40 protein-coding genes are annotated in these 26025 nt (G+C 70.7%); 35 read left to right on the forward strand and 5 right to left on the reverse strand.

Annotated elements, in window-relative coordinates; all coding sequences use genetic code 11:
- The first annotated feature begins 20 nt into the window (after window positions 1-20).
- The 5 genes from KLP28_09050 to KLP28_09070 all read left to right on the forward strand — a co-directional run bounded on the left by KLP28_09050 (window position 21) and on the right by KLP28_09070 (window position 4184).
- Window positions 21-566: a hypothetical protein gene (locus KLP28_09050; GenBank protein QWC83787.1), complete on the forward strand. Its 546-nt coding sequence runs from the start codon at window positions 21-23 to the stop codon at window positions 564-566.
- A 44-nt stretch (window positions 567-610) separates the two neighbouring features.
- A complete protein-coding gene (locus KLP28_09055) occupies window positions 611-1306 on the forward strand; it encodes an ABC transporter permease (GenBank protein ID QWC86899.1) in 696 nt (231 codons plus the stop codon).
- Entirely contained in the window at window positions 1306-1998 is a 693-nt protein-coding gene (locus KLP28_09060) for an ABC transporter permease subunit (GenBank protein QWC86900.1), read from the forward strand. Before KLP28_09055 ends, KLP28_09060 begins: the two co-directional genes overlap by 1 nt.
- 124 nt (window positions 1999-2122) lie before the next feature.
- On the forward strand, window positions 2123-3112 hold the full coding sequence (locus KLP28_09065) for an ABC transporter substrate-binding protein (GenBank protein QWC83788.1): 990 nt from the start codon (window positions 2123-2125) through the stop codon (window positions 3110-3112).
- Between the two features lie 76 nt (window positions 3113-3188).
- Window positions 3189-4184: a stage II sporulation protein M gene (locus KLP28_09070; protein ID QWC83789.1), complete on the forward strand. Its 996-nt coding sequence runs from the start codon at window positions 3189-3191 to the stop codon at window positions 4182-4184.
- 33 nt (window positions 4185-4217) lie between these two features.
- Here KLP28_09070 and KLP28_09075 read toward each other — a convergent pair whose 3' ends face one another.
- The 5 genes from KLP28_09075 to KLP28_09095 form a co-directional block, all read right to left on the reverse strand.
- Window positions 4218-5516 carry a DUF58 domain-containing protein gene (locus tag KLP28_09075; protein QWC83790.1) on the reverse strand — a complete coding sequence of 433 codons (1299 nt, stop codon included), beginning with the start codon at window positions 5514-5516 and terminating at the stop codon, window positions 4218-4220.
- A 34-nt stretch (window positions 5517-5550) separates the two neighbouring features.
- Entirely contained in the window at window positions 5551-6513 is a 963-nt protein-coding gene (locus KLP28_09080; GenBank protein QWC86901.1) for a MoxR family ATPase, read from the reverse strand.
- Between the two features lie 62 nt (window positions 6514-6575).
- The gene (locus KLP28_09085; protein QWC83791.1) at window positions 6576-7745 is read right to left on the reverse strand and encodes a hypothetical protein; all 1170 of its coding nucleotides are present in this window, start codon (window positions 7743-7745) and stop codon (window positions 6576-6578) included.
- Window positions 7742-8398 carry a DUF4129 domain-containing protein gene (locus tag KLP28_09090; protein QWC83792.1) on the reverse strand — a complete coding sequence of 219 codons (657 nt, stop codon included), beginning with the start codon at window positions 8396-8398 and terminating at the stop codon, window positions 7742-7744. Before KLP28_09090 ends, KLP28_09085 begins: the two co-directional genes overlap by 4 nt.
- Window positions 8398-9543, reverse strand: a complete 1146-nt coding sequence (locus tag KLP28_09095) for a hypothetical protein (protein ID QWC83793.1) — start codon at window positions 9541-9543, stop codon at window positions 8398-8400. Before KLP28_09095 ends, KLP28_09090 begins: the two co-directional genes overlap by 1 nt.
- 424 nt (window positions 9544-9967) lie before the next feature.
- Between KLP28_09095 and rpsJ the strand changes: the two genes are divergently transcribed.
- The 30 genes from rpsJ to rpsD all read left to right on the forward strand — a co-directional run bounded on the left by rpsJ (window position 9968) and on the right by rpsD (window position 25965).
- Window positions 9968-10276, forward strand: coding sequence for a 30S ribosomal protein S10 (rpsJ, locus tag KLP28_09100; GenBank protein ID QWC83794.1), 309 nt, complete (start codon window positions 9968-9970; stop codon window positions 10274-10276).
- 11 nt (window positions 10277-10287) lie between these two features.
- Window positions 10288-10959: a 50S ribosomal protein L3 gene (rplC, locus tag KLP28_09105; GenBank protein QWC83795.1), complete on the forward strand. Its 672-nt coding sequence runs from the start codon at window positions 10288-10290 to the stop codon at window positions 10957-10959.
- Window positions 10956-11585, forward strand: coding sequence for a 50S ribosomal protein L4 (rplD, locus tag KLP28_09110; protein ID QWC83796.1), 630 nt, complete (start codon window positions 10956-10958; stop codon window positions 11583-11585). Before rplC ends, rplD begins: the two co-directional genes overlap by 4 nt.
- Window positions 11585-11887 carry a 50S ribosomal protein L23 gene (gene rplW, locus KLP28_09115; GenBank protein QWC83797.1) on the forward strand — a complete coding sequence of 101 codons (303 nt, stop codon included), beginning with the start codon at window positions 11585-11587 and terminating at the stop codon, window positions 11885-11887. The genes rplD and rplW overlap by 1 nt, the downstream gene beginning before the upstream one ends.
- A 26-nt stretch (window positions 11888-11913) precedes the next feature.
- Complete coding sequence (gene rplB / locus KLP28_09120; protein ID QWC83798.1) at window positions 11914-12747, forward strand: 50S ribosomal protein L2; 834 nt, start codon at window positions 11914-11916, stop codon at window positions 12745-12747.
- 15 nt (window positions 12748-12762) lie between these two features.
- The gene (rpsS, locus tag KLP28_09125) at window positions 12763-13044 is read left to right on the forward strand and encodes a 30S ribosomal protein S19 (protein ID QWC83799.1); all 282 of its coding nucleotides are present in this window, start codon (window positions 12763-12765) and stop codon (window positions 13042-13044) included.
- A gap of 43 nt (window positions 13045-13087) precedes the next feature.
- The gene (gene rplV, locus KLP28_09130) at window positions 13088-13507 is read left to right on the forward strand and encodes a 50S ribosomal protein L22 (protein QWC83800.1); all 420 of its coding nucleotides are present in this window, start codon (window positions 13088-13090) and stop codon (window positions 13505-13507) included.
- Entirely contained in the window at window positions 13507-14325 is an 819-nt protein-coding gene (gene rpsC, locus KLP28_09135) for a 30S ribosomal protein S3 (GenBank protein QWC83801.1), read from the forward strand. The genes rplV and rpsC overlap by 1 nt, the downstream gene beginning before the upstream one ends.
- A 4-nt stretch (window positions 14326-14329) precedes the next feature.
- Window positions 14330-14749: a 50S ribosomal protein L16 gene (gene rplP / locus KLP28_09140; protein QWC83802.1), complete on the forward strand. Its 420-nt coding sequence runs from the start codon at window positions 14330-14332 to the stop codon at window positions 14747-14749.
- Window positions 14749-15006, forward strand: a complete 258-nt coding sequence (gene rpmC, locus KLP28_09145; GenBank protein QWC83803.1) for a 50S ribosomal protein L29 — start codon at window positions 14749-14751, stop codon at window positions 15004-15006. Before rplP ends, rpmC begins: the two co-directional genes overlap by 1 nt.
- The gene (gene rpsQ / locus KLP28_09150) at window positions 15003-15281 is read left to right on the forward strand and encodes a 30S ribosomal protein S17 (GenBank protein QWC83804.1); all 279 of its coding nucleotides are present in this window, start codon (window positions 15003-15005) and stop codon (window positions 15279-15281) included. Before rpmC ends, rpsQ begins: the two co-directional genes overlap by 4 nt.
- A 102-nt stretch (window positions 15282-15383) precedes the next feature.
- Entirely contained in the window at window positions 15384-15752 is a 369-nt protein-coding gene (gene rplN, locus KLP28_09155; GenBank protein QWC83805.1) for a 50S ribosomal protein L14, read from the forward strand.
- A 3-nt stretch (window positions 15753-15755) separates the two neighbouring features.
- A complete protein-coding gene (rplX, locus tag KLP28_09160) occupies window positions 15756-16100 on the forward strand; it encodes a 50S ribosomal protein L24 (GenBank protein QWC83806.1) in 345 nt (114 codons plus the stop codon).
- Window positions 16100-16669, forward strand: a complete 570-nt coding sequence (gene rplE / locus KLP28_09165) for a 50S ribosomal protein L5 (protein ID QWC83807.1) — start codon at window positions 16100-16102, stop codon at window positions 16667-16669. Before rplX ends, rplE begins: the two co-directional genes overlap by 1 nt.
- A gap of 16 nt (window positions 16670-16685) precedes the next feature.
- Window positions 16686-16871 carry a type Z 30S ribosomal protein S14 gene (locus KLP28_09170; protein QWC83808.1) on the forward strand — a complete coding sequence of 62 codons (186 nt, stop codon included), beginning with the start codon at window positions 16686-16688 and terminating at the stop codon, window positions 16869-16871.
- An 87-nt stretch (window positions 16872-16958) separates the two neighbouring features.
- Complete coding sequence (rpsH, locus tag KLP28_09175) at window positions 16959-17363, forward strand: 30S ribosomal protein S8 (protein QWC83809.1); 405 nt, start codon at window positions 16959-16961, stop codon at window positions 17361-17363.
- Window positions 17364-17391: 28 nt separating this feature from the next.
- The gene (rplF, locus tag KLP28_09180) at window positions 17392-17931 is read left to right on the forward strand and encodes a 50S ribosomal protein L6 (GenBank protein ID QWC83810.1); all 540 of its coding nucleotides are present in this window, start codon (window positions 17392-17394) and stop codon (window positions 17929-17931) included.
- Entirely contained in the window at window positions 17931-18314 is a 384-nt protein-coding gene (gene rplR, locus KLP28_09185) for a 50S ribosomal protein L18 (protein QWC83811.1), read from the forward strand. Before rplF ends, rplR begins: the two co-directional genes overlap by 1 nt.
- 58 nt (window positions 18315-18372) lie before the next feature.
- Window positions 18373-18969 carry a 30S ribosomal protein S5 gene (gene rpsE / locus KLP28_09190; GenBank protein ID QWC83812.1) on the forward strand — a complete coding sequence of 199 codons (597 nt, stop codon included), beginning with the start codon at window positions 18373-18375 and terminating at the stop codon, window positions 18967-18969.
- On the forward strand, window positions 18969-19151 hold the full coding sequence (gene rpmD, locus KLP28_09195; protein QWC83813.1) for a 50S ribosomal protein L30: 183 nt from the start codon (window positions 18969-18971) through the stop codon (window positions 19149-19151). The genes rpsE and rpmD overlap by 1 nt, the downstream gene beginning before the upstream one ends.
- Before the next feature lies 1 nt (window position 19152).
- Complete coding sequence (gene rplO, locus KLP28_09200; GenBank protein QWC83814.1) at window positions 19153-19593, forward strand: 50S ribosomal protein L15; 441 nt, start codon at window positions 19153-19155, stop codon at window positions 19591-19593.
- Window positions 19594-19748: 155 nt separating this feature from the next.
- The gene (gene secY, locus KLP28_09205) at window positions 19749-21056 is read left to right on the forward strand and encodes a preprotein translocase subunit SecY (protein QWC83815.1); all 1308 of its coding nucleotides are present in this window, start codon (window positions 19749-19751) and stop codon (window positions 21054-21056) included.
- Between the two features lie 8 nt (window positions 21057-21064).
- Window positions 21065-21622: an adenylate kinase gene (locus KLP28_09210; GenBank protein QWC86902.1), complete on the forward strand. Its 558-nt coding sequence runs from the start codon at window positions 21065-21067 to the stop codon at window positions 21620-21622.
- A gap of 10 nt (window positions 21623-21632) precedes the next feature.
- Window positions 21633-22451, forward strand: coding sequence for a type I methionyl aminopeptidase (gene map / locus KLP28_09215; protein QWC83816.1), 819 nt, complete (start codon window positions 21633-21635; stop codon window positions 22449-22451).
- Window positions 22452-22561: 110 nt separating this feature from the next.
- Window positions 22562-23632, forward strand: coding sequence for an LLM class flavin-dependent oxidoreductase (locus tag KLP28_09220; protein QWC83817.1), 1071 nt, complete (start codon window positions 22562-22564; stop codon window positions 23630-23632).
- Between the two features lie 259 nt (window positions 23633-23891).
- Window positions 23892-24113, forward strand: a complete 222-nt coding sequence (gene infA / locus KLP28_09225; GenBank protein ID QWC83818.1) for a translation initiation factor IF-1 — start codon at window positions 23892-23894, stop codon at window positions 24111-24113.
- A 22-nt stretch (window positions 24114-24135) separates the two neighbouring features.
- Window positions 24136-24249 carry a 50S ribosomal protein L36 gene (rpmJ, locus tag KLP28_09230; GenBank protein QWC83819.1) on the forward strand — a complete coding sequence of 38 codons (114 nt, stop codon included), beginning with the start codon at window positions 24136-24138 and terminating at the stop codon, window positions 24247-24249.
- A 212-nt stretch (window positions 24250-24461) separates the two neighbouring features.
- The gene (gene rpsM / locus KLP28_09235) at window positions 24462-24836 is read left to right on the forward strand and encodes a 30S ribosomal protein S13 (protein ID QWC83820.1); all 375 of its coding nucleotides are present in this window, start codon (window positions 24462-24464) and stop codon (window positions 24834-24836) included.
- A 74-nt stretch (window positions 24837-24910) separates the two neighbouring features.
- A complete protein-coding gene (rpsK, locus tag KLP28_09240; GenBank protein ID QWC83821.1) occupies window positions 24911-25318 on the forward strand; it encodes a 30S ribosomal protein S11 in 408 nt (135 codons plus the stop codon).
- 38 nt (window positions 25319-25356) lie between these two features.
- On the forward strand, window positions 25357-25965 hold the full coding sequence (gene rpsD / locus KLP28_09245) for a 30S ribosomal protein S4 (protein QWC83822.1): 609 nt from the start codon (window positions 25357-25359) through the stop codon (window positions 25963-25965).
- The last annotated feature ends 60 nt before the right edge of the window (window positions 25966-26025 follow it).

A 26025-nucleotide genomic window follows, 5' to 3' on the forward strand; every position in this document is an offset into this window, starting at 1 on the left:
CCGTCACACGTCCGAGCAGCATGAGGACCTCGACCCCGCCGTACGCGCGCATTCTGCTCGCCGCCCTGGCCGCACCCCTGCTGTTCATCCCGCTCGGCTGTTCCGGTGACGTGCCGGAGCCGGATTCAGAAGGGGACACGGGAGGAGGGCCGAGCGGCGGATCCGCGAGCATCGACCCCACGCCGACCGCACCGGGCAGCACACCCAGCGAGCCATCGGCTACCGGTGCCGTCGCGACCTGGCGGGTCGCCCGCGGCACGATGATCGATACCGACATGGACGCCTTCACCGCCGAGGTCACGCGGCTCGACTGCAACAGTGGCGTGACGGGCGAGGTCTTCGCGCCCACGGTGGTCGAGACCGACGATCGGGTGGTGGTGACGTTCGCGGTCGCCCCGTCCGCCCGCCTGCCGGTGACCTGCCAAGGCAACGCCCTGGTGCCGGCCGACGTACGACTCGAGGCTCCGATCGGCGACCGCGTGCTCGTCGACGGCGCGTGCGAGCCCGGCGGCGGAGCCGAGAGCACAGGATTCTGCAACCGCGACGGTGTCCGTTTCCGCGGGTGATGCGCGAACGCGGCTAAGGTGCCCGTGTGTCCCCGTCGACAGCGGTGCTGCCGCCGGTTGCCGCCGATCCGTCCTGCTACGCCCGCACCGTCAACGACTGGATCTGCCCCGCCTACCTCACCGACCGCAGCGGCGAGCTCGTCGACGCGACGGTCGAGCACCTCCTGATCACCGGGTCGGCGGTGGTGCTGGGTCTGCTGGTCGCCTTCCCGATGGCGCTGCTGGCACAGCGGTCGCGGCGTACGCAGTCCGGGGTGCTCGGTCTCTCGACGGCGCTGTACACGGTGCCGTCGCTGGCGCTGTTCCCGCTGCTGGTGCCCTTCACCGGTCTCACCGCCACGACCGTGGTGGTCGGGCTGGCGCTCTACAGCCTCACGATCCTGGTGCGCGCGATGATCGACGGGCTCGGGAGCGTCGACCAGGGCGCCCTGGACGCGGCGACGGGCATGGGCCTCGGGCCCGTGGCGCGGCTGTGGCGCGTACGGGTGCCGCTGGCCCTGCCGACGATGATCGCGGGGCTGCGGGTGGCGACGGTCTCCACCGTCGCGCTGACGACGGTGGGAGCGCTGGTCTCCTACGGTGGTCTGGGCAACCTGCTCTACAACGGCGTGCAGACCGACTTCAAGGCCCAGGTGCTGGCCGCGAGCGTGCTGTGCCTGGTCATCGCCTTCGTGCTGGACGCCCTGATCCTCGTGCTCGGACGTCTCGCGGCGCCGTGGAGCCGGTCGGTGGTGGCCTGATGCTCGTCTTCTCCGACATGTGGGCCTACCTGACCGACCCCACCTCCTGGACCGGGCAGGGCGGCATGCTGCAGCTGCTCGTCGAGCAGCTCCTGCTGACCGTCACCGCGATGGGCATCGCCTGCGTCACGGCGCTGCCGATCGCCCTGTGGCTCGGTCATCGACGACAGTTCGGGTTCCTCGCGGTCAACATCTCCAACATCGGCCGCGCCGTCCCGACCTTCGCCGTGCTCGTGCTGCTGGCGCTCGGGCCGATCGGCAACGCGACCTTCGGTCCGTACGGTCGGGCGGGGCTCGCCACCCTCGTGGCTCTCACGCTCTTCGCGCTGCCGCCGATCGTGACCAACGCGTACGTCGCGGTCTCCGAGGTGCCCGAGCCGGTGCGCGACGCGGCCCGCGGCATGGGCATGGGCGAGAGGGAGATCTTCCGGCGGGTCGAGCTGCCCCAGGCGCTGCCCCTGATCGTCTCCGGTCTCCGGCTGGCGCTGGTGCAGGTCTGGGCCACGGCCACGATCGCGGCGCTCGTCGCCGGCCCCGGTCTCGGCCGGGTGATCACCGACGGCTTCTTCAACACCCAGTACGGCAAGGGGCTCGCGGGCGCGCTGGTCGTCGCGCTGGTGGCCCTGGCGCTGGAGCTGCTGGCGGCCCGGGGGCAGCGCCTCGCGACGCCGTCCGGGATGCGCAGCGCCTGAGACGTACGCCGCACCTGCGCGAGATCGGTCGCCGGTGATGATTGGGTTGGACGCCGTGGGGCACCTGGACCCCCACGACCTGACGTCGGGGACTGCCCGACGCACGACTGCGAGGATCCCTGTCATGGCGCTCACGCTGCTCCGCCCTTCGTCCCTGGCCGCCCTCGCCGCGGCCGCCGTCCTCACCCTGGGTGGGTGCGCCGCTGACGACCTCGGCTCCGGCTCGGGCGGGTCCGGCGGTTCTGGCGGCGGCTCGGAGGACTCCTCCCAGCCCGGTGAGGGCGTGACCGTGAACCTCTCGGGTCAGGCCTTCGACGAGGCCGCGCTCGTCGCGGCGATGTACACCGACCTGCTCGAGGACGCCGGGTTCACCGTCGAGGCGAACCTCGTGCAGAGCCGTGACGTCTACATGGCCGACTTCCCGGGACGCATCGACGTCGTGCCGGAGTACTCGGGCGGCATCGCCAACTTCCTGAACGCCCGGGAGAACGGCGACGACGCCGAGCCGATCACCGACTCCGAGACCCAGGCGATGATCGCCGAGCTGGGTCCGCTCGCCCAGCAGGCGGGCCTGAGCGTGCTCGACCCCAGCGACGCCGCCGACACGAACGCGTACTTCGTGACCGAGGAGTACGCGAACCAGAACGACCTGCGGACCCTGTCCGACCTGGCCGACGTCGACGGGCCCATCACGCTCGCCGCGGCGCCCGACTGCGAGGGCCGCGCCGACTGCGAGGGCGGCCTGTCCGACACGTACGGCATCGAGATCGACCAGGTGCTGCCGCTGGGCTTCGCGAGCCAGCAGACCTACGAGGCCGTGTCCTCCGGTGAGGCCGAGCTCGGGCAGACCGCGACCACGGACGGCTCGCTGGACGCGCAGGGCTTCGTGCTGCTCGAGGACGACCAGGGCATCCAGCCCGCGCAGAACCTCGTGCCGATCGTGTCCACGGAGTTCCTGGAGGCCAACCCGGCCATCGAGGAGATCCTGAACCCCCTCATGGCCGCGCTCACGACCGACAAGCTCGCCGAGCTCAACAACCGTGTCTCCGTCGACCGTGAGACCCCCGAGGCCGTCTCCGAGGACTTCCTGCAGTCCGAGGGCCTCCTCGACTGACGAGAGGGCACACAGTTGCGCCTGATCGGGTGCCCTCTCGGCCTCACGGTCTGACCTCCCGCCGTAGGTTGGGGGCGTGGACCTCGACGCGTACGTCTCCGCACGCCAGCCCGACTGGCAGCGGCTCGAGCAGCTCACCGCCCGCCGTCGCCCGAGCGGCGCGGAGGCCGACGAGCTGATCGACCTCACCCGCCGGGTGGGCACCGACCTGTCGCTCATTCGGTCGCGTACGCCGGACGCCACGCTGGTCTCCTACCTCTCGGGCATCCTGTCCCGCGCGCGTCTCCGCGCGGTCGGCACGTCCTCGGTGCGTACGGCCGATGTCGCCTCGTTCTTCTGGCGGCGGTTCCCCGCGGCCCTGTACCGGCTGCGGTGGTGGTGGCTGACGGCGATGGGTCTGTCCTACGCCCTCACCGCACTCATGGTCTGGTGGCTGCTGTCCAACCCCGTCGTCGAGACGAGCTTCTTCGACCCCGCACAGGTGAACCAGCTGGTCAACAGCGACTTCGCGAACTACTACTCCGAGTCGGCTCCCAGCGAGTTCGCCGCCCAGGTGTGGACGAACAACGTGTGGGTCGCAGCGCTGTGCCTCGGGGCGGGCATCCTCGGTCTGCCGGTGGTCTACGTGCTCTGGCAGAACATGAGCAACCTCGCGATCGTCGCGTCGCTGATGATCGGCAACGACCGCGGTGACGTGTTCTTCGGGCTCATCCTCCCGCACGGTCTGCTCGAGCTGACGGCCGTGTTCGTCGCCGCCGGCGTGGGACTGCGGGTGTTCTGGGCGCTGGTCGCGCCGGGCCCCCTGCCCCGTGGGCGGGCCGTGGCCGTCGAGGGCCGGACGGCCGCTGGCGTGGCCCTGGGCCTGGTCCTCGTGCTCGGCGTCAGCGGCCTCGTGGAGGGCTTCGTGACGCCCTCGGGCCTGCCCACCTGGGCGCGCATCGCGATCGGGGTCGGTGTCCAGGTGGCGTTCCTGGCCTGGGTGTTCGTCATCGGCAGGCGCGCCCACCGGGCGGGGCACGGCGGCGACATCGAGGCCGACCGGCTCGAGGACACCGTCGCCGTCGCCGCCTGAGTCGGGCGACCGGGGGCAGCGGCGGGCCGTCGGTCAGAGCCGCCCGGCGGCCTTCAACGCCAGGTAGTGGTCCACCAGGGCCGCGGGCAGCGCATCGGCATCGACGTCGAGCACCTCCACCCCGAGCGACCCCAGCAACCTCGCCACCTCGCGGCGCCGCGCCAGATCACGCTCGGCGGCGGCCGCGGCGTACACCGCCTGGGCGTCCTCGCGCCGCCGGGCGACCTCCTCGAGCTCGGGGTCGCGGACCGACGCGAGCACCACCTGGTGGCGCGCGGTCAGCTGCGGCAGGCGGGGGAGCAGGCCGCTGAGCACGGCCTCGGGCTCCAGCGGTGTCAGGAGCACCACGAGCGCCCGGTCGCGTCCCAGCGTGCTCACACCGGCGGCCAGCCGGTCCCAGTCGGCCTCGACCAGGCGGGGCTCGAGGTCGGCGAGCGCGTCCTCCACCTCGCGGACGACGGTGCGGCGGGACCCGGTGGCGCCCCGCACCCGGCGCCGCACCTCGGTGTCGCCGGCGACGAGGTCGACGCGGTCACCGGCGCGTGAGGCCAGCGCGGTGAGGAGCAGCGCGGCCTCCATGGCGGCGTCGAGACGTGGGACGCCGGCGACACGGCCCGCCGACGTGCGAGCGGTGTCGAGCACGAGGACGACCCGGCGGTCACGCTCGGGCTGCCAGGTGCGGACGACGGTGGTGCGGCTGCGCGCCGAGGCCCGCCAGTCGATCGAGCGCGTGTCGTCGCCGCGCACGTACTCGCGCAGCGAGTCGAACTCCGTGCCCGCTCCGCGCACCTGCACCGCGGTGCGTCCGTCGAGCTCGCGGAGGCGCGCGAGTCGGCTGGGCAGCAGTCGGCGGGACCAGAACGGCGGCACGACACGCACCGAGCCGGCGACCTCGCGGGCGCGCTGCCGCGCGGCGAGCCCGAGGGGGCCGTGCGTACGGATCGTCACCCGGTCGGCTCGCCGCACCCCTCGCCGGGTGGGCACCAGGCGCGTCACGAGCGTGGCGGACTCCTGCGCGGCCAGCACGACGCGGTGCCGTTCGCCGATCGTGCCGGCCGACGGCTGCCACGCGTCCCGCAGCAGCACGCGTGCCCGGCGCCGACCGGTGTGGCGTAGGTGCAGCTGCGTCTGGGACTCCTCGTGCTGCCTGACCCGGGTGGGCGCGGACCGCCCGAGCTCGAGGAGGCGAGTGGAGGGTGCGAGCGCGAGGTCGAGGCCGACCGCGGCCACGACGACGAGCGCCCAGAGCCACGCGGTCGAGAGCTCCGGACGCAGCAGCACCGGCACCGCTCCGAGCAGCAGCAGCACCGCGACGCGACCGGTCAGTGCCATGCAGGCCTCCGGATCACCGCGCGACCGACGGGGTTCACCGGGGGACGGGCACGGAGTCGATGGCCCCGGCGAGCACCTGCCGTGCCTCGACGCCCTCGGCCTCTGCCTCGGGACGCAGGCCGAGGCGGTGCGCCCAGGTCGGGGGAGCGAGCACCTTCACGTCGTCGGGTGTGACGTAGTCGCGCTCGCTGAGCCAGGCCCACGCCCGCGCGGACCGCAGCAGGGCCGTGGTGCCGCGCGGACTGATCCCCAGACGCAGCGACGGCGACTGCCGCGTGGCGCGGGCGAGGTCGACGACGTAGCCGGCCACCTCGTCCGAGACGCGCACCCGTGCCGCTCCCGCGACGGCCGCGGCGATGTGCTCGGGCCGCGCGACCGACCGCACCCCGGCCCCGGCGAGGTCACGCGGGTCGAAGCCGCGGGCGTGACGCTGCAGGATCGACACCTCGTCGTCGCGGGCGGGCAGGCCCAGCTGCAGCTTGAGCAGGAAGCGGTCGAGCTGCGCCTCGGGCAGCGGGTACGTGCCCTCGTACTCCACCGGGTTCTGCGTGGCGGCCACCAGGAAGGGGCTGGGCAGGGGCCGCGTCTGCCCGTCGACGGAGACCTGCCCCTCCTCCATCGCCTCCAGCAGCGCCGACTGGGTCTTCGGCGGGGTGCGGTTGATCTCGTCGGCCAGCAGCAGCTGGGTGAAGACCGGGCCCTCGCGGAAGACGAGGTGACCGTCCTCGAGCACGAGCGAACCGGTGATGTCGCCCGGCATGAGGTCGGTGGTGAACTGTACGCGCCGTGTGCCGACGTCCAGCGCCGCGGCGAGGGTGCGCACCAGCAGCGTCTTGGCGACGCCGGGCACCCCCTCGAGCAGCACGTGCCCCCGGCACAGCAGGGCGACGAGGAGGCCGGAGACGGCGGCGTCCTGACCGACGACCGCCTTGCCCACCTCGCGGCGTACGGCGTGCAGCGCCTCCCGGGCCTCGGTCTCGCTCACCGCCCCACCCAGCGGGGCGTCCTGCGGGGTGTCCCGTCGAGCGTCCTGGGGCCGGTCGTCGTGCTGGCTCTCGGTCACGTGCGTGCCACCTCGTCCTCGAGTCGGGTCAGGTCTGTCGCCAGCTGCACCAGCTGACGGTCGTCGTTCACGGGGGCGTGCTCGAGCAGGGCCCGGGCCCGGCCCTCATCCTGCCCGTGCTCACCGAGCCGCCCGATCAGGGCGTCCAGGTCGGCCCGCGGTCCGAGCCCGGTGCGGGACGCGAGCCGCGCACGGCTCCCCGCCCGCAGCGCCTCCGCGGCGTGACCGCGGTCGCGTGCCGCGGCGTAGAGGCGGCCCCGCGCCATCGTGCTCTCGGCCGATCGCACGCGCACGGGCACGGGCTCCTCGACCAACGGCCCCAGACGCCGCCCCCGCCACAGCAGGAACGCCAGGAAGGCGAGGACCCCGAGCAGCACCATCCCGCCGGTCCAGGGCGGCAGCAGCGTACGCAGGGACACCCCGTCGGTCGGCCGGGTGTCGGCCGGGTCCGGCACGTACCACACGAGCCGGTCCTCCGCCCCGAGCAGACGGAGCGCGACGGCGGCGTTGTCGGCGCGCAGCACCTCGTCGTTGCGGAGGGCCGACCCCGCGCTGAAGCGGGTCGACGCGGCGTCGGACACCAGCAGCGGCCCCGAGAAGGTCTCGAAGCACGCGTCCGCACCGGCCGGCACGGCGGCGGTCGCGACCACGGGGGCGGTCGTGGCGGTGGCGAGGGTGAGCCCCGCGTACGCCGGGTCCTCGCACTGTGCGGAGACCCTCCCGGTGACCGTGTCGGGGGCGCCGGAGAGCAGCGGCAGCTGCGGGTTCAGACCGATCAGGAGCAGCCGCGAGGCCGGTGCGTCGGCGACGCTGCGGCGCAGACCGGCGAGCGTGCTCCTGCCCAGCCGTGAGGGGTCGGTCACGACCACCTGGGCGCCGCTCAGGTCGGCCGCCTCGAGCGCCGCGGCATCACGGACGACCTCCACCACGACACCCTCGTCGGCCAGCACGCGCGCGAGGGCCTGGGCGCCCTGGTCCCCGGGGTTGTCGGGGTCGAGGTAGCCGTCGCGGTCGGCTCGGTCGGCAGTGAGGAGCGAGACGATCACCAGCACCGCGAGTACGGCCGCGACCAGCCCGACCAGGCGGGCTCGGGTGCCCGGGCGCGGACGTCCTGCGCGGTCTGCGGCCCCCGCCGTCGCCGAAGCCGCCGCGGTCCCCGGGCTCACTGCGGCACCGCCGCCACCGACGCGCCCTCGCCCGGGCGCGGCTGCTGCTCGGCCAGCGTCTCGCCGGTGCGCAGGGCCCGCTCGGCCTCCTCGGGCGTCGCACGCCGGTCGCCGTAGACGACGTCCTCGAAGGACCGGACGGCTGCGTCGATGTCGCCGGCGCGGTCGGGGAACCAGCGCGTCGCCTGCGCCCCGACCTCGCGGGCGGTCGACCCGGGTCGCACGTCGCTCGAGCCGGGTCGCTGCTCGAGGTCGCGGGCCAGGCCCCGCAGCGCCTCGCGCACGGCGTCGTCGAAGCGCCCCTGGTCGTACGCCGCCCGCGCCCGGTCACGGTGCTCGGCTGCCGTCGCCGTGGAGTCGCCGAGGACGGCGGGGACGGCACGGGCCCGTGTCTCCGGGCGCAGTCGCGAGAGCAGCCACAGCAGCACGACGGCCAGGGCGACGGCCGCCACCGTGAGCGTCAGGAGGTTGAACGCGCCGGCCTCGGCGACCGCCTGCTGCGCGTCCTCGATCAGGCCGAAGACGAAGTCACGGGCCTGCTCCAGGAGCGTGGGACGGTACTCGCTGCCGCTGAGCTCCCGGCGCAACAGGTCCCGCGCCGGCCCGGGGTCGGGCAGCAGCGCCCCCGGCGCCGTCACGGTCGCGGCGAGCATCAGCGCGGGCTGTCCTGGCCGCCCTGGCCGCCCTCGCCGCCCTGGCCGCCCTGGGCTCGCCGGGCGGCCTGCTGCCGCAGACGTACGTCGAGTCCTTCGCGACGGATCCGCACGTCGATGTACTGCAGGGCGACCACGGCACCGACGAAGGGCGTGGCCAACGCGCCGGAGACCACCGCGGAGAGGTTGTCGGAGACCAGCACGAGCACGGTGCCCCACGTGTCGTCGCCGAGGAGGAACAGGCTGGCCACACCGATCAGGCTCAGCGGGATCGAGACGATGGAGGCCACGAGGTACGCCGTCACGCTGATCAGCAGGTAGATGCCGAGCAGACGCCAGAAGCTGCCACGACTCAGGGTGCGGCTGCGGCGCGCCGACGCGACCACGCCGGAGCCCTCCAGCACCAGGACGCAGGGGGCGAGCAGGAAGAAGCGCGTCCAGAACCACACGACGGCGACGAACGCACCGACCCCGAGCACGACCCCGGTCAGCGCCCCCACCACGGTGCCGGCGGCCGCGGTGACGGCGACGGCGACGCCGACCACGACAGCCGTCGCCACCAGGGGGAGGAGACCCGAGACGATCGTGAGGCCGAGCAGGCGCCACAACCGCGGTCGCGTACGCCGCCACGCCTCCCCGGCACGCAGCTTCTCACCGATCGCGGCGCGGGCGACGACCTGCACGACCAGGCCCGTGACGACGACCCCGGCGAGGGTCGAGGCCAGGAAGGTGAGCAGACCGCTCACCACGGGCGCGGTGCCGAAGGGTTCCGCGGTGCCTGCCTCCAGCGAGGCGACGTCGGGGACGAGCGGGCCCAGCTGTCCGGAGAGCGAGAGCAGGGCCAGACCCACGGCCGGGATGGCGAGGAAGACCAGGTTCACCAGGAACGCGACGCCGAGGGTGGCGCCGGGGTTCTGCCGGATGGTGCGGAAGGCCCCGTCGAACATGTCACCGAGCCCCAGGGGCCGCAGCGGCACCGTCGCCCGGGTCGTGGGCGGCGCCGTCCATCCTGTCGCCGCACCTGCCGGTCGCGGAGACGTCGGCGCATCGCCCGTGGGGGCGCCCCACGACTGCTGCGAGGTGGGCCCCGGGTCGCTGTCCCCCGGGGGAGGGGCCGCGTCACCGGGTGGCGGGAAGCTGCTCATACCGGCATCCTCTCAGGAGGCGCCGACGCTCGCTGTCGGCCGGTGCGGCCACCCGCCCTGACTGCGGTCCTGCCCTCCGCGGCCTCGATTTGGCGAGGTGAGCGATGTCTGCCAAGATAGTCCGGTTGCTCCGGCGAGGTCGCCGGGGTGCGGCACGACTTGACTACTGAACAGGCTTCTCCAGCTCGATGGTGGTCAGTGCTGTGTCCGCGCCGTCGCAGGAGGCCTCGTTCGACCCGACGAGAACGTCATGTCGGGGCAGCCACCACCCGCAGGATCCGGCACGTCGCTGGCTCGAAGGCCACGACACGCCCGACCTCGGGGGTCGGCGGGAGCAGAGCGTGCCTCAGCAGTTCGAGGTAGCGCAGGACCCGTGACAACACCGTGAGCACGCGGCACGACGAGCAAAGGACAGACGAGACCTATGGCGGGACAGAAGATCCGCATCAGGCTCAAGGCCTATGACCACGAGGTGATCGACACCTCGGCGCGGAAGATCGTGGACACCGTCACCCGTACGGGTGCGAAGGTCGCCGGCCCGGTGCCGCTGCCGACCGAGAAGAACGTGTACTGCGTGATCCGCTCGCCGCACAAGTACAAGGACAGCCGCGAGCACTTCGAGATGCGGACGCACAAGCGTCTGATCGACATCCTCGACCCGACCCCCAAGACGGTCGACTCGTTGATGCGTCTCGACCTGCCTGCCGGTGTCGACATCGAGATCAAGCTCTGAGGTCGGTAGCCATGAGCACTGTTGAGAGAAACGTGAAGGGCATCGTCGGTCGCAAGATCGGCATGACCCAGATGTGGGACGCGGACAACCGCATCGTCCCCGTGACGGTCGTCGAGGCCGGCACCAATGTGGTCACCCAGGTCCGCAAGGCCGAGGTCGACGGCTACAACGCCGTCCAGCTCGGCTTCGGCGAGATCGAGGGCCGCAAGGTCGCCAAGCCCCAGGCCGGTCACTTCGAGAAGGCCGGGGTCACCCCCCGTCGTCACCTCGTCGAGGTGCGTACGGCGGACGCCGGCTCCTTCGAGATCGGCCAGGAGGTCCCGGTCGACACCTTCGCCACCGGCGACGTGGTCGACGTGACCTCCACCAGCAAGGGCAAGGGCTACGCCGGTGTCATGAAGCGCCACGGCTTCTCCGGCGTCGGCGCCTCGCACGGTGCCCACCGCAACCACCGCAAGCCGGGCTCCATCGGTGCCTGCGCGACGCCGGGTCGCGTGTTCAAGGGCATGCGGATGGCCGGTCGCATGGGTGGCGAGAAGGTCACCACGCAGAACGTCACCGTCGTCGGTGTCGACGCCGAGCGCGGGCTCCTGCTGCTCGGTGGTGCCGTCCCGGGCCCCAAGGGCGCGCTCGTGCTGGTGCGCTCGGCCGCGAAGCAGCTCGAGAAGGAGGCCGCCAAGTGAGCGCCAAGACCGTGCAGGTCGACCTCCCCGCGGAGATCTTCGACGCGAAGGTGTCGATCCCGCTGATCCACCAGGTCGTCGTGGCCCAGCAGGCCGCCGCCCGCCAGGGCACGCACGACACCAAGACCCGCGGCGAGGTCCGCGGCGGTGGTCGCAAGCCGTACAAGCAGAAGGGCACCGGTCGCGCCCGTCAGGGTTCGATCCGCGCGCCGCAGTTCGTCGGCGGTGGCACCGTCCACGGCCCGACGCCCCGCTCGTACGACCAGCGCACCCCCAAGAAGATGAAGGCCGCCGCCCTGCGCGGGGCCCTCACCGACCGGGCGCGCAACAACCGCATCCACGTCGTGGAGGCGTTCGTCGAGGGCGACAAGCCGTCGACGAAGTCCGCGATCTCCGCGCTGACCTCGCTCAGCACCCGTGCCAAGCAGCTCGTCGTGCTCGAGCGCACCGACCAGCTCAGCTGGCTGTCGCTGCGCAACGTGCCGAGCGTGCACGTCGTGGCCGTCGACCAGCTCAACACCTACGACGTGCTGGTCGCCGACGACGTCATCTTCACCCAGGGCGCGTTCGACGCGTTCGTCGCCGCCCGCTCCGGTGCCGGCAAGACCACCGAGGGAGACGCCTGATGAGCACCCTGCACAAGGACCACCGTGACGTGCTGCTCGCACCCGTGGTGAGCGAGAAGAGCTACGGCCTCCTCGACGAGAACAAGTACACGTTCCTCGTGCGCAAGGACGCCAACAAGACCGAGATCAAGATCGCCGTCGAGAAGGTCTTCGGCGTCAAGGTCACGGCGGTCAACACGCTGAATCGTCCCGGCAAGACCCGTCGTACGCGCAACGGTCTGGGCAAGCGTCCCGACACCAAGCGCGCGATCGTGTCGCTCGCCGACGGTGAGCGCATCGACATCTTCGGCGCGGTCGGCTGACCGGGCAGAGCGAGGACTGAGAACACATGGCAATTCGCAAGTACAAGCCGACCACCCCGGGCCGTCGCGGCTCCTCGGTGGCCGACTTCGTCGAGGTCACCCGCGACTTCCCCGAGAAGTCCCTGGTCAAGCCGCTGCCGAAGAAGGGCGGTCGCAACAACCAGGGCCGCATCACCACCCGTCACCAGGGTGGGGGGCACAAGCGCGCCTACCGCGTCATCGACTTCAAGCGCTACGACAAGGACGGCGTGCCGGCCAGCGTCGCGCACATCGAGTACGACCCCAACCGCACGGCGCGCATCGCGCTGCTGCACTACGCCGACGGCGAGAAGCGCTACATCATCGCGCCGGTCGGTGTCGCGCAGGGCACACGGCTGGAGTCCGGACCGAACGCCGACATCAAGCCCGGTAACAACCTGCCGCTGCGCAACATCCCTGTCGGCACCCAGGTGCACTGCGTGGAGCTGCGGCCCGGCGGCGGTGCCAAGATCGCCCGCTCCGCCGGCATCCGTGCCCAGCTCGTCGCCCGTGAGGGCAACCGCGCGCAGCTGCGGATGCCCTCGGGCGAGATGCGCTACGTCGACGTGCGCTGCCGCGCCACCGTCGGCGAGGTGGGCAACGCCGAGCAGTCCAACATCAACTGGGGCAAGGCCGGCCGCATGCGGTGGAAGGGCAAGCGCCCGACCGTCCGCGGTGTCGTGATGAACCCCGTCGACCACCCGCACGGTGGCGGTGAGGGCAAGACCTCCGGTGGTCGCCACCCGGTCAGCCCGTGGGGCAAGCCGGAAGGCCGTACGCGCAAGCGCAAGGCCTCCGACGCCATGATCGTCCGTCGCCGCCGCTCCGGCAAGAAGCGCTGAGAAGGGAACTGACCCATGCCACGCAGCCTCAAGAAGGGCCCCTTCATCGACGACCACCTGCAGAAGAAGGTGGACGCCGAGAACGAGAAGAACAGCCACAACGTCATCAAGACGTGGTCGCGGCGCTCGATGATCGTGCCCGACATGATCGGCCACACCATCGCCGTCCACGACGGCCGCAAGCACGTGCCGGTGTTCATCACCGACTCGATGGTCGGCCACAAGCTGGGCGAGTTCGCACCCACGCGCACGTTCAAGGGCCACATCAAGGACGACCGCAAGGGCCGCCGGCGCTGAGCCCGGCGACCTCGCTGCGAAGACAACGGATAGGTACTGAGACATGAGTGTGACTGAGCGCCGGCGCACGAGCGCCCGCCGCGAGAGCCTCCTGGGCGACGCCCCGGGTGCCTTCGCGAGCGCCCGATTCACCCGCATCGCGCCGATGAAGGCCCGCCGCGTCGTGGACCTGGTCCGCGGCCTGGGCGTCGACGAGGCACTGGCCCTCCTGCAGTTCGCGCCGCAGGCCGCCAGCGAGACCGTCTACAAGGTCCTGGAGAGCGCCGTGGCCAACGCCGAGACCGGCGAGGGCCTCGAGCGCGGCGACCTGGTGGTCTCCAAGGCCATGGTCGACGAGGGCCCGACGATGAAGCGCTGGCGCCCGCGGGCCCAGGGCCGAGCCACCCGCATCAACAAGCGCACCAGCCACATCACGCTGGTCGTGCAGCCCGCGTCCGCGATCGAGAAGGGACGGAAGGCCTGATGGGCCAGAAGATCAACCCGAACGGCTTCCGCCTGGGTATCAGCACCGACCACCGCAGCCGTTGGTACGCCGACAAGCTCTACTCCGCCTACGTGGGCGAGGACGTCGCGATCCGTCGCAGCCTCTCCAAGGGCATGGAGCGGGCCGGCATCTCCAAGGTCGAGATCGAGCGCACCCGTGACCGGGTCCGCGTCGACATCCACACCGCCCGACCGGGCATCGTCATCGGTCGTCGCGGCGCGGAGGCCGACAAGATCCGCGGCAACCTCGAGAAGCTCACCGGCAAGCAGGTGCAGCTCAACATCCTCGAGGTCAAGCAGCCCGAGGTCGACGCGCAGCTGGTCGCGCAGGGCGTGGCCGAGCAGCTCGCCGGTCGTGTGGCCTTCCGCCGCGCGATGCGCAAGGCGCTGCAGACCACGATGCGCTCGGGCGCCAAGGGCGTCCGCATCCAGTGCTCGGGCCGCCTCGGCGGCGCGGAGATGTCCCGCTCGGAGTTCTACCGCGAGGGACGCGTCCCGCTGCACACGCTCCGGGCCGACATCGACTACGGCTTCTACGAGGCCAAGACGACCTTCGGCCGCATCGGCGTGAAGGTCTGGATCTACAAGGGCGAGGTCGCGGGCACCCGCGCCGAGCGTGAGGCGCAGGCCGCCCAGCGCGCCGGCGCCCCGGGCCGCGGCCGCCCGCCGCGCGGAGACCGTCCGTCGCGTCCGAGCCGGGGCGACCGTCCCAGCCGCAGCGACCGGGCACCGCAGACCGACACCCCCGCCGAGGCCCCCGTGGCCGAGGCGGCCACCACCACGTCCGGGGAGGGCTGAGCACATGTTGATCCCCCGCAGGGTCAAGTACCGCAAGCAGCACCACCCGAAGCGGACCGGCCAGGCCAAGGGCGGCACCAAGCTCGCCTTCGGTGACTACGGCATCCAGGCGCTGGAGGGTCACTACGTGACCAACCGGCAGATCGAGTCCGCTCGTATCGCCATGACCCGTCACATCAAGCGTGGCGGAAAGGTCTGGATCAACATCTACCCGGACCGTCCGCTCACCAAGAAGCCCGCCGAGACCCGCATGGGTTCGGGCAAGGGCTCGCCGGAGTGGTGGGTCGCCAACGTCAAGCCGGGCCGCGTCATGTTCGAGCTGTCGGGTGTGCCCGAGGACGTCGCCCGCGAGGCGATGCGCCGCGCCATCCACAAGCTGCCCATGAAGTGCCGGTTCGTGACCCGTGAGAGTGAGGGTTTCTGATGGCAACCAAGGCGCACGAGCTCGACGAGCTCAACGACGTCGACCTCGAGAGCCGGCTTCGCGAGGCCAAGGAGGAGCTGTTCAACCTCCGCTTCCAGGCCGCGACCGGTCAGCTCGAGAGCCACGGCCGTCTGCGGACGGTCAAGAAGGACATCGCCCGGATCTACACCGTGGTGCGTGAGCGCGAGCTCGGCATCCGCAGCACCCCGGGCCAGGACGGCGCAGGCAGCGCAGAGAACGAGGACGGTGCCGCATGAGCGAGACCACCACTGACAGCACCGAGCGCTCCGCGCGCAAGGTCCGCGAGGGTCTTGTCGTGAGCGACAAGATGGACAAGACCGTCGTGGTCTCGGTCGAGGACCGCGTCAAGCACGCGCTCTACGGCAAGGTCCTGCGGCGCACGACGAACCTCAAGGCCCACGACGAGGGCAACGAGTGCGGCACCGGCGACCGGGTCCTCATCATGGAGACGCGTCCGCTGTCGGCCACCAAGCGCTGGCGCGTCGTCGAGGTGCTCGAGAAGGCCAAGTAACACCTTCCTGCCGGTCCGCTCGACCGGCCCCAGTTCCAACGAAGTTCGGCCAGGCTCGCCGCCGCAGGCGGTGAGAACCGGCACGACAACCAGGAGAAATCGATGATCCAGCAGGAGTCGCGGCTCAAGGTCGCCGACAACACGGGTGCCAAGGAGATCTTGTGCATCCGCGTGCTCGGCGGCTCGGGTCGCCGCTACGCCGGTATCGGCGACACCATCGTCGCCACCGTCAAGGACGCGATCCCCGGCGGCAACGTCAAGAAGGGCGACGTCGTGAAGGCTGTCGTCGTGCGCACCGTGAAGGAGCGCCGGCGCCCCGACGGCTCGTACATCCGCTTCGACGAGAACGCCGCGGTGATCCTCAAGAACGACGGTGAGCCCCGCGGTACCCGCATCTTCGGCCCCGTGGGCCGCGAGCTGCGTGACAAGCGGTTCATGCGCATCGTCTCGCTCGCACCGGAGGTGCTCTGAGTCATGGCGACCAAGATCAAGAAGGGCGACACCGTGAAGGTGATCGCCGGCAAGGACAAGGGTGCCGAGGGTCGTGTGATCCAGGTGCTCCGTGAGGCCGACCGCGTGATCGTCGAGGGCGTGAACCGCATCCAGAAGCACACCCGGGCCACCGCGCCCGGTGCGACCGGAGGCATCGTCACCACCGAGGCGCCGATCCACGTGTCGAACGTGATGCTCGTCGAGGGCGACGGCGTGACCCGCGTCAGCGCTCGCCGTGACGAGGTCACCAAGCGCCGTCCCGACGGCTCGACGTACACCGCCCAGCGCAGCGTCCGCGTCTCGCGGAAGACGGGCAAGGAGATCTGATGACCGAGACCGCCACCGAGCGTCCGTACCCGCGCCTGAAGAAGCGGTACCGCGAGGAGATCATCCCCGCGCTGCAGTCCGAGTTCGACATCCAGAACGTCATGCAGGTCCCCGGCCTGGTGAAGATCGTCGTGAACATGGGTGTCGGCGAGGCCGCCCGCGACTCGAAGCTGATCGAGGGCGCCGTCCGCGACCTGACCGCGATCACCGGTCAGAAGCCGCAGGTCACCAAGGCCCGCAAGTCGATCGCGCAGTTCAAGCTGCGTGAGGGCATGCCGATCGGCGCGCACGTCACGCTGCGCGGCGACCGCATGTGGGAGTTCGCCGACCGGCTGCTGAGCCTGGCGCTTCCCCGCATCCGTGACTTCCGGGGCCTGTCGGACCGTCAGTTCGACGGTCGCGGCAACTACACCTTCGGTCTGACCGAGCAGGTCATGTTCCACGAGATCGACCAGGACCGGATCGACCGCTCCCGCGGCATGGACATCACGGTCGTCACGACCGCCACCAACGACGACGAGGGCCGCGCCCTGCTCCGGCAGCTCGGCTTCCCGTTCGCCACCCGCTGAGGATCGAGGAAACCCCATGGCGAAGACGTCCCTGAAGGTCAAGGCGGCCCGCAAGCAGAAGTTCGCGGTCCGCGGCTACACGCGCTGCCAGCGCTGCGGCCGGCCCCGCTCGGTGTACAGGAAGTTCGGCCTGTGCCGCATCTGCCTGCGCGAGATGGCCCACCGCGGCGAGCTGCCCGGCGTCACCAAGTCCTCCTGGTGACCCACCCCCCTACTCCACACACGATCTCCGAAGGTCGCGACGGCGCAGCCGCACGCGAAACCACGGTGGGAAAGGGCCGATGAGGCCATGACGATGACAGACCCCATCGCAGACATGCTCACGCGTCTGCGCAACGCCAACCAGGCGTTCCACGACGAGGTCTCGATGCCGCACAGCAAGCTGAAGGTCGGCGTCGCCGAGATCCTGAAGCGGGAGGGCTACATCGCCTCCTTCGAGACCACCGACGAGGCCGACACCGTCGGCAAGACGCTCACGATCACGCTGAAGTACGGCGTGAACCGCGAGCGTGCCCTCGCCGGCGTGCGCCGCATCTCCAAGCCCGGCCTGCGGGTGTACGCGAAGTCCACCGGACTGCCGAAGGTCCTCGGCGGCCTGGGCATCGCGATCATCTCCACCAGCCAGGGCCTGCAGACCGACCGCCAGGCGAACAAGAACGGCGTGGGTGGGGAAGTCCTCGCCTACGTCTGGTGACGACGAGACCAGAGGAAGGAACACGCACATGTCGCGCATTGGCAAGTACCCCGTCCCGGTCCCGTCCGGCGTGGACGTCACCGTCTCCGACGCTGTCGTCACGGTGAAGGGCCCGAAGGGCACCCTCAGCCACACGGTGGCCGCACCCATCACCGCACAGGTCGCCGACGGCACCGTCGTGGTGGAGCGTCCCGACGACCACCGCAACTCCAAGGCCCTGCACGGCCTGACCCGCACCCTGATCGCCAACATGGTCCACGGCGTGACCGAGGGCTTCGAGAAGAAGCTCGAGATCCAGGGCGTCGGCTACCGCGTGCTGTCGCAGGGTCCGACCAAGCTGGAGTTCCAGCTCGGCTACTCCCACCCGATCATCTTCGACGCGCCCGAGGGCATCACCTTCAGCGTCGAGGGGCCGACGAAGCTCGGCGTGGTCGGCATCGACAAGCAGCTCGTCGGCGAGACCGCCGCGAACATCCGCAAGCTCCGCAAGCCCGAGCCGTACAAGGGCAAGGGTGTCCGCTACGCGGGCGAGCACGTCCGCCGCAAGGTCGGAAAGGCTGGCAAGTGATGGCCATCTCGCTGAAGAACAACAAGCACACGTCCAGCCGCCAGCGTGCGCGGCTGCGCCGTCAGGTGCGCGTCCGCAAGAAGATCACCGGCACGGCCGAGCGGCCGCGCCTGGTGGTCACCCGCTCCTCGCGCCACATCAGCGCGCAGGTCGTGGACGACGGCCGGGGCCACACCCTCGCGTACGCCTCCACGATGGAGACCGACGTACGCGCCGCCGAGGGCGACAAGACCGCGCAGGCCACCAAGGTCGGCGAGCTCGTCGCTGCACGCGCCAAGGAAGCCGGTGTCGACACGGTCGTCTTCGACCGCGGCGGCAACAAGTACCACGGCCGCATCGCGGCCCTCGCCGACGCTGCCCGCGAGGGCGGGCTGACGTTCTGACCCCGGGTCAGTCCAGGCCTACGGCAGCGAAGACCGAGAAAGAGAAGAGGAAAGTCTCATGAGCGGACCCCAGCGCGGACGCGCCGGCGGTGGCGGTCGTGGCGGTCGTGACGACCGACGCGGCGGCCAGGGCGCGGAGAAGAACCAGTACATCGAGCGCGTCGTGGCGATCAACCGCGTCGCGAAGGTCGTCAAGGGTGGTCGTCGCTTCAGCTTCACCGCCCTGGTGATCGTCGGCGACGGCGACGGCATGGTCGGCGTCGGCTACGGCAAGGCCAAGGAGGTGCCCGCCGCGATCGCGAAGGGCGTGGAGGAGGCCAAGAAGGCGTTCTTCCGCGTGCCCCGCATCCAGGGCACCATCCCCCACCCGGTGCAGGGAGAGAAGGCCGCAGGCGTCGTCCTGCTGCGTCCCGCCGCACCCGGTACCGGTGTGATCGCCGGTGGCCCGGTGCGTGCGGTGCTCGAGTGCGCCGGCATCCACGACGTGCTCAGCAAGTCGCTCGGCAGCTCGAACCAGATCAACATCGTGCACGCCACGGTCGAGGCGCTCCGCTCGCTCGAGACGCCGGAGGCCGTCGCCTCGCGCCGTGGCCTCCCCGTCGAGGACGTCGCTCCCGCCGCGCTGCTGAAGGCGCGCGAGGAGGTGTCGCCCTGATGGCCACGCTGAAGGTCGTCCAGATCAAGTCCCCGATCGGCCGCAAGCAGGAGCAGCGCGACACCCTGCGCTCGCTCGGCCTGAAGCGCATCGGTGACACCGTCGTCAAGGAGGACCGTCCCGAGTTCCGGGGCATGGTCCACGCGGTACGCCACCTGGTGACCGTGGAGGAGGTCGACTGACATGACCCTGAAGATCCATCACCTCAAGCCGGCTCCCGGCGCCAAGACCGCGAAGACCCGTGTCGGTCGCGGTGAGGCCAGCAAGGGCAAGACGGCCGGTCGCGGCACCAAGGGCACCAAGGCCCGCTACCAGGTGCCCGCTGCCTTCGAGGGTGGGCAGATGCCCATCCACATGCGGCTGCCGAAGCTGCGAGGCTTCAAGAACCCGTTCAAGGTCGAGTTCCAGGTCGTCAACGTCGAGCGCATCGGCGCCCTGTTTCCGCAGGGCGGCACGGTCGGCGTGAAGGAGCTCATCGCGGCCGGTGCCGTCCGCAAGGGCCAGCCGGTCAAGGTGCTCGGCACCGGGGACATCGACGTGGCCGTGCAGGTCACCGCCGACGCGTTCTCGGCGAGCGCGGTCTCCAAGATCGAGGCCGCCGGCGGGTCGACCACCACCGTCTGAACATCCACGAGAGGGCGGGGACGCAACGCGCGTCCCCGCCCTCTTCTGGTCCCGGGCGGGCACGGCCGTCTCGGCCGATCCGCTCGCTTTGTTACAGTCACCCGGGTCTCGCGGCGCGCGTCCGCCGAGCCCTGTGAACCGAGGAGAGGACCACGGTGCTAGGCGCCTTCGCCAACGCTTTCCGCACGCCGGACCTGCGCAAGAAGATCCTGTTCGTGCTGGGGATCATCGTGATCTTCCGGCTGGGCTCGCAGGTCCCTGCCCCGGGTGTCGACGTCGGCAACGTCCAGCAGTGCTTCACCCAGGCCGGCAACGAGGGCGTCTTCGGCCTGATCAACCTCTTCTCGGGCGGCGCGCTGCTGCAGCTGACCGTGTTCGCGCTCGGGATCATGCCCTACATCACCGCGAGCATCATCCTGCAGCTGCTGGTCGTCGTGATCCCCCGGCTGGAGGCCCTCAAGAAGGAGGGCCAGGCCGGTCAGACCAAGATCACGCAGTACACGCGCTACCTGACCCTCGGCCTGGCCGCGCTCCAGGCGACGGGCATCGTCGCCGTGGCCCGCGCCGGCCAGCTCTTCCCCGAGTGCCCCAACGACCTGCTGATCGACGACGGTCTGCTGACGTTCCTGACCGTCGTCATCACGATGATCGGCGGCACCGCGGTCATCATGTGGCTCGGTGAGCTCATCACCGACCGCGGCGTCGGCAACGGCATGTCGATCCTGATCTTCACCCAGGTCGTCGCGACCTTCCCCGCAGCCCTGTGGTCGGTGCGTACGGCGAACCAGAGCTCGGCCGGCGGCGGTTTCTTCCTCCTCGGTGCCGTGATCCTCGTCGGTCTCGTCGTGGTCGCCGCGGTCATCTTCATCGAGCAGGCCCAGCGCCGCATCCCGGTGCAGTACGCCCGCCGCATGGTGGGCCGCAAGATGTACGGCGGCTCCTCGACCTACATCCCGCTGAAGGTCAACCAGGCGGGCATCATCCCGGTCATCTTCGCCTCGAGCCTGCTCTACCTGCCGGCGCTGGGCAGCCAGTTCAACCAGGAGTCGGCCTTCGCGGGCTTCGTCAGCACCTACTTCGTCGACGGCAGCCACCCGCTCTACATGCTGACGTTCTTCCTGCTGATCGTCTTCTTCACCTACTTCTACGTCTCGATCACGTTCCCGCCGAACGAGATCGCCGACAACATGAAGAAGTACGGCGGCTTCATCCCCGGCATCCGTGCGGGACGCCCGACCGAGGAGTACCTCTCCTACGTCGTCTCCCGCATCACCTTCCCGGGCGCCATCTACCTCGGCCTGGTCTCGCTGATCCCGCTGGTCGCCTTCGTGGCCATCGGCGCGAACCAGAACTTCCCCTTCGGCGGCACCTCGATCCTGATCATGGTCGGCGTGGCCCTCGATACGGTGAAGCAGATCGAGAGCCAGCTGCAGCAGCGCAACTACGAAGGGTTCCTCCGGTGAGCAAGCGACTGATCCTGATGGGCCCCCCGGGGGCGGGCAAGGGCACCCAGGCCAAGGCCGTGGCCGCGACCCACGACATCCCGGCGATCTCGACCGGCGACATCTTCCGCGCCAACGTGAAGGACTCCACGGAGCTCGGCAAGAAGGCCCAGGAGTACATGGACGCCGGCAAGTACGTCCCCGACGAGATCACGAACTCGATGGTCGCGGACCGCCTCGCCGAGCCCGACGCCAAGGCCGGGTTCCTGCTCGACGGCTACCCGCGTACGGAGGCGCAGGTTGCCGAGCTCGACAGCATGCTCGCCGAGCAGGGCGCATCGCTGGACGCCGCCGTCGTGCTCGAGGTCGACGAGGACGAGCTGGTGGCCCGCCTGATGCAGCGTGCCGAGAACGAGGGCCGCAGCGACGACTCCGAGGAGGTCGTCCGCGAGCGCATGGCCGTCTACAAGGCCGAGACCGCACCGCTGATGGACATCTACGAGCAGCGTGGCCTGCTCTGCCGCGTCGACGGCATGGGCTCGGTCGACGAGGTCCGCGAGCGCATCAGCGCAGCGCTGGAGAGCTGAGCCGCACCCGGTGGGGTTCCGCGACCGCGGCGTCGAGATCAAGACGCCCGAGCAGATCGCGTTGATGCGCGAGGCCGGCCTGGTCGTCGGGCGCACGCTGGAGCTGCTGCGCACGGCGGTGGCACCCGGCATGACCACCGGCGAGCTCGACGCGATCGCCGAGGAGAGCATCCGCTCCTCCGGTGCGACGCCGTCGTTCAAGGGGTACCACGGGTTCCCCGGGTCGATCTGCTGCTCGGTGAACGAGGAGGTCGTGCACGGTATCCCCGGCGAGCGGGTCATCGCCGAGGGCGACGTCGTCTCCATCGACTGCGGGGCGATCGTGCAGGGCTGGCACGGTGACGCGGCGCTGACCCTCGCCGTGGGGGAGGTGCCCGACGAGGTCGCCGAGCTGATGCGGGTCACCGAGGACTCCCTGTGGGCCGGCATCGCGGCCGCGCGCCGCGGAGGGCGGGTGACCGACATCGGGCACGCGGTCGAGACGCACGTACGCGCCGCCGGTGACTACGGCATCCTCGAGGACTACACCGGTCACGGCATCGGCACCGCCATGCACCTGCCCCCGAACGTGCCGAACTACGGACGCCCCGGTCGCGGACCGAAGCTGGTGCCGGGACTCGCGCTGGCGGTCGAGCCGATGATCACCCTGGGATCCGCCGAGACGGTCACGCTCGAGGACGACTGGACGGTGGTGACCGAGGACCGGTCGGTGGGCGCGCACTACGAGCACACCTTCACCCTGACCGAGACCGGCACCTGGGTGCTGACCGCCCTCGACGGCGGCAAGCAGCGTCTCGAGGCCCTCGGCGTCCCCTTCGGCGGCATGTAACCCCATGTTGTCGTCGCTCCGCGCGGCGCCGGCGACCAGCGGAGCGACACCACAAACGTTTTAGATGGGGATGGGTGGAATGGCGGGTCGCATCGGAGGGTTGTGTGTCCATGAGTGATCTCCGCCTGTCCGTGCTCGACCTCGTCCCCGTCCGCGCCGACGGCACCAGCGCCGATGCGGTGGCTGCCTCGCGGTCGCTCGCGCAGACCGCCGACCGGTTGGGGTACGAGCGCTACTGGGTGGCCGAGCACCACAACATGCCGGCGATCGCCTCGACGAACCCGCCCGTGCTGATGGGCATCCTCGCCGGCGCGACCGAGCGGATCCGGGTCGGCTCGGGCGGTGTGATGCTGCCCAACCACGCGCCGCTCGTGGTCGCTGAGCAGATGGCGCTGCTCGAGGCCGCGTACCCGGGCCGGATCGACCTGGGGATCGGCCGCGCGCCCGGCACCGACCCGGTCACCTCGTGGGCGCTGCGGCACGGTGCCGCCGGTGTCACCGACGACGCGGTGAACCAGTTCCCGACCTACGTCGAGCAGATCGTCGCGATGATGAGCCCCGAGGGGGTCGGGCTGCAGCTGTCGGGGCGTACGCACGCCCTGCGCGCCACGCCCGCGGCCACCGGCAGTGCCCAGCCGTGGCTGCTGGGCAGCTCGGACTACTCCGCGCGCCTGGCCGCGCGCCTGGGCCTGCCGTACGTCTTCGCCCACCACTTCCAGGGCAAGGGCACCGCCGAGGCGCTCGCGCTGTACCGGCAGGGATGGGCCGAGGCGGGCCACGAGCACGCCCCGCGTACGTTCCTCACCGTCAACGCGGCCGCCGCGCCGACCGCCGAGGAGGCCCACCGGCGCGCGCTGCCGCAGGCGATGTCGATGCTGACCCTGATGACGGGTCAGCCGCTGCACGCCCAGCACACGGTCGAGGCGGCGGAGGCGGCGTACGCCGAGCTGCCCGAGCAGCACCGCGACCTCGTGGACGCGATGCGCCGCCGCTGGCTCGTCGGTCCCGTCGAGGAGGTCAGCGCCCGCCTGAGCGACTTCGCCGCGGAGCACGACGTCGACGAGGTGATGCTGCACCCGGTGAGCGGCGGCTTCGCCGACGAGGAGCCGGCCACCACACCGGGGCGGGTGCAGACCCTGGAGCTGCTCGCCGCACGGGCCGGGGTGCCGGCCGGGGTGTGACCGGTCCGTCACGCGCACCCGTCCCCGCGGATTGGTGTTTTCCACACCCCGACCCCTAGACTGACATGTCGGTCCCACGTGGGCCGTGTTTCGTGGTGCCACGCGGCTGCTCGTCGTACGCCGGTGTCTCGCCTTGGTCGAGGTGCCGTCGCGCGCAGGGAGCGGCACCACGTAGCGGCGTCCACGAGGTCCACTCCGGCCATCCGGAGGAGGTTCTGCGGACCGACGGTAGACACCAGACGAACAGATTGCGGAGGACATGCCGAAGAAGGAAGGCGTCATCGAGATCGAAGGCACCGTCATCGAGGCGTTGCCGAACGCGATGTTCCGCGTGGAGCTCTCCAACGGCCACAAGGTGCTGAGCCACATCAGCGGCAAGATGCGCCAGAACTACATCCGCATCCTCCCTGAGGACCGGGTCGTCGTGGAGCTCTCCCCGTACGACCTGACCCGAGGTCGCATCGTCTACCGGTACAAGTGAGCCGACACCGAAAGGACCTGCGATGAAGGTCTACCCCAGCGTCAAGCCGATCTGCGACAAGTGCAAGGTCATCCGTCGCCACGGCCGCGTCATGGTCATCTGCGACAACCCGCGCCACAAGCAGCGCCAGGGCTGAGCAGAGGGCAGCACCGCACCACCCCGCACGACCAGCAGCACCAGCACGACAACTGAATCCCACGACGTGTCAGCTCGCCGGGCTCCTGACCTGTTCAGGAGCTCCCGGCGTCACCCCCGGTCTGGAGGCCGGGGCCTCCCCCCGGACGTCCGGGGGACACCGAGGACGCTGCACGACCAGACACCTCCAGCGAACCGAAGGGACAGCCAGACATGGCACGCCTCGTTGGTGTCGACCTCCCGCGCGACAAGCGCGTCGAGATCGCACTCACCTACATCTACGGCATCGGCCGTACCCGCTCCCAGCAGCTCCTCGCCGCCACCGGCGTCGACCCGAACGTCCGGGTGCACGAGCTGGGGGACGAGGAGCTGGTCAAGCTCCGCGACGAGATCGAAGCGAACTTCAAGATCGAGGGTGACCTCCGTCGTGAGGTCCAGGCCGACATCCGTCGCAAGGTCGAGATCGGCAGCTACCAGGGTCGCCGTCACCGCCAGGGCCTCCCGGTCCGCGGTCAGCGCACCAAGACCAACGCCCGCACCCGCAAGGGTCCGAAGCGCACCGTGGCCGGCAAGAAGAAGACCCGCTGACGCGCTGCCACCTCCGACGCCGTCAGGCGTCGACACCGATCTGAGCAACCACCAGAACTTCCAAGGAGCAGTTCATGCCTCCCAAGAGCCGACAGGCTTCCGGCGCCAAGAAGGTGCGCCGCAAGGAGAAGAAGAACGTCGTCCAGGGCGAAGCCCACATCAAGTCGACGTTCAACAACACCATCGTCACGATCACCGACCCGACCGGTGCGGTGATCTCGTGGGCCAGCGCCGGCACCGTCGGCTTCAAGGGCTCGCGCAAGTCGACCCCCTTCGCCGCGCAGATGGCCGCCGAGGCCGCCGGCCGCCGTGCCCAGGAGCACGGCATGAAGAAGATCGACGTCTTCGTCAAGGGTCCCGGCTCCGGCCGTGAGACCGCGATCCGCTCGCTGGGCGCCATCGGGCTCGAGGTCGGCACCATCGCCGACGTCACCCCCACGCCGCACAACGGCTGCCGCCCGCCCAAGCGCCGTCGCGTCTGACGCGCCCGACCTTTTTCCCAGAACAGGAGACGTGACCCATGGCCCGCTACACCGGCCCGATCACCCGCAAGTCCCGCCGCCTGGGCGTGGACCTCATCGGCGGCGACCAGGCGTTCGAGAAGCGCCCGTACGCCCCCGGCATGCACGGACGCACCCGCATCAAGGAGTCCGAGTACCGCAACCAGCTGCAGGAGAAGCAGAAGGCCCGCTTCACCTACGGCGTGCTCGAGAAGCAGTTCGCGAACTACTACAACGAGGCGTCGCGCCGCGAGGGCAAGACGGGTGACAACCTGTTGCAGCTGCTCGAGTGCCGCCTCGACAACGTCGTCTACCGCGCCGGCTTCGCCCGCACCCGCCGTCAGGCCCGCCAGCTCGTGAACCACGGGCACTTCCGGGTCAACGGCAAGAAGGTGGACATCCCCTCCTTCCAGGTGACGCAGTACGACATCATCGACGTGCGCGAGAAGTCGCTGCAGATGACGCCGTTCATCGTGGCCCGTGAGACCCACGGCGAGCGCGTCGTCCCCGGCTGGATGGACGCCTTCCCCGAGCGGATGCGCATCCTCGTCCACCAGCTGCCGACGCGGGAGCAGATCGACATCCCCGTCACCGAGCAGCTCATCGTGGAGTTCTACTCCAAGAAGTGACTCTGCAAGGTCGGTCGCGCCCCGGCGCGGCCGACCTCGCCCCGCTCCACACCCTTCTCC

The organism is Nocardioidaceae bacterium (assembly GCA_018672315.1).
In the GTDB taxonomy this organism is placed as follows: domain Bacteria; phylum Actinomycetota; class Actinomycetes; order Propionibacteriales; family Nocardioidaceae; genus TYQ2.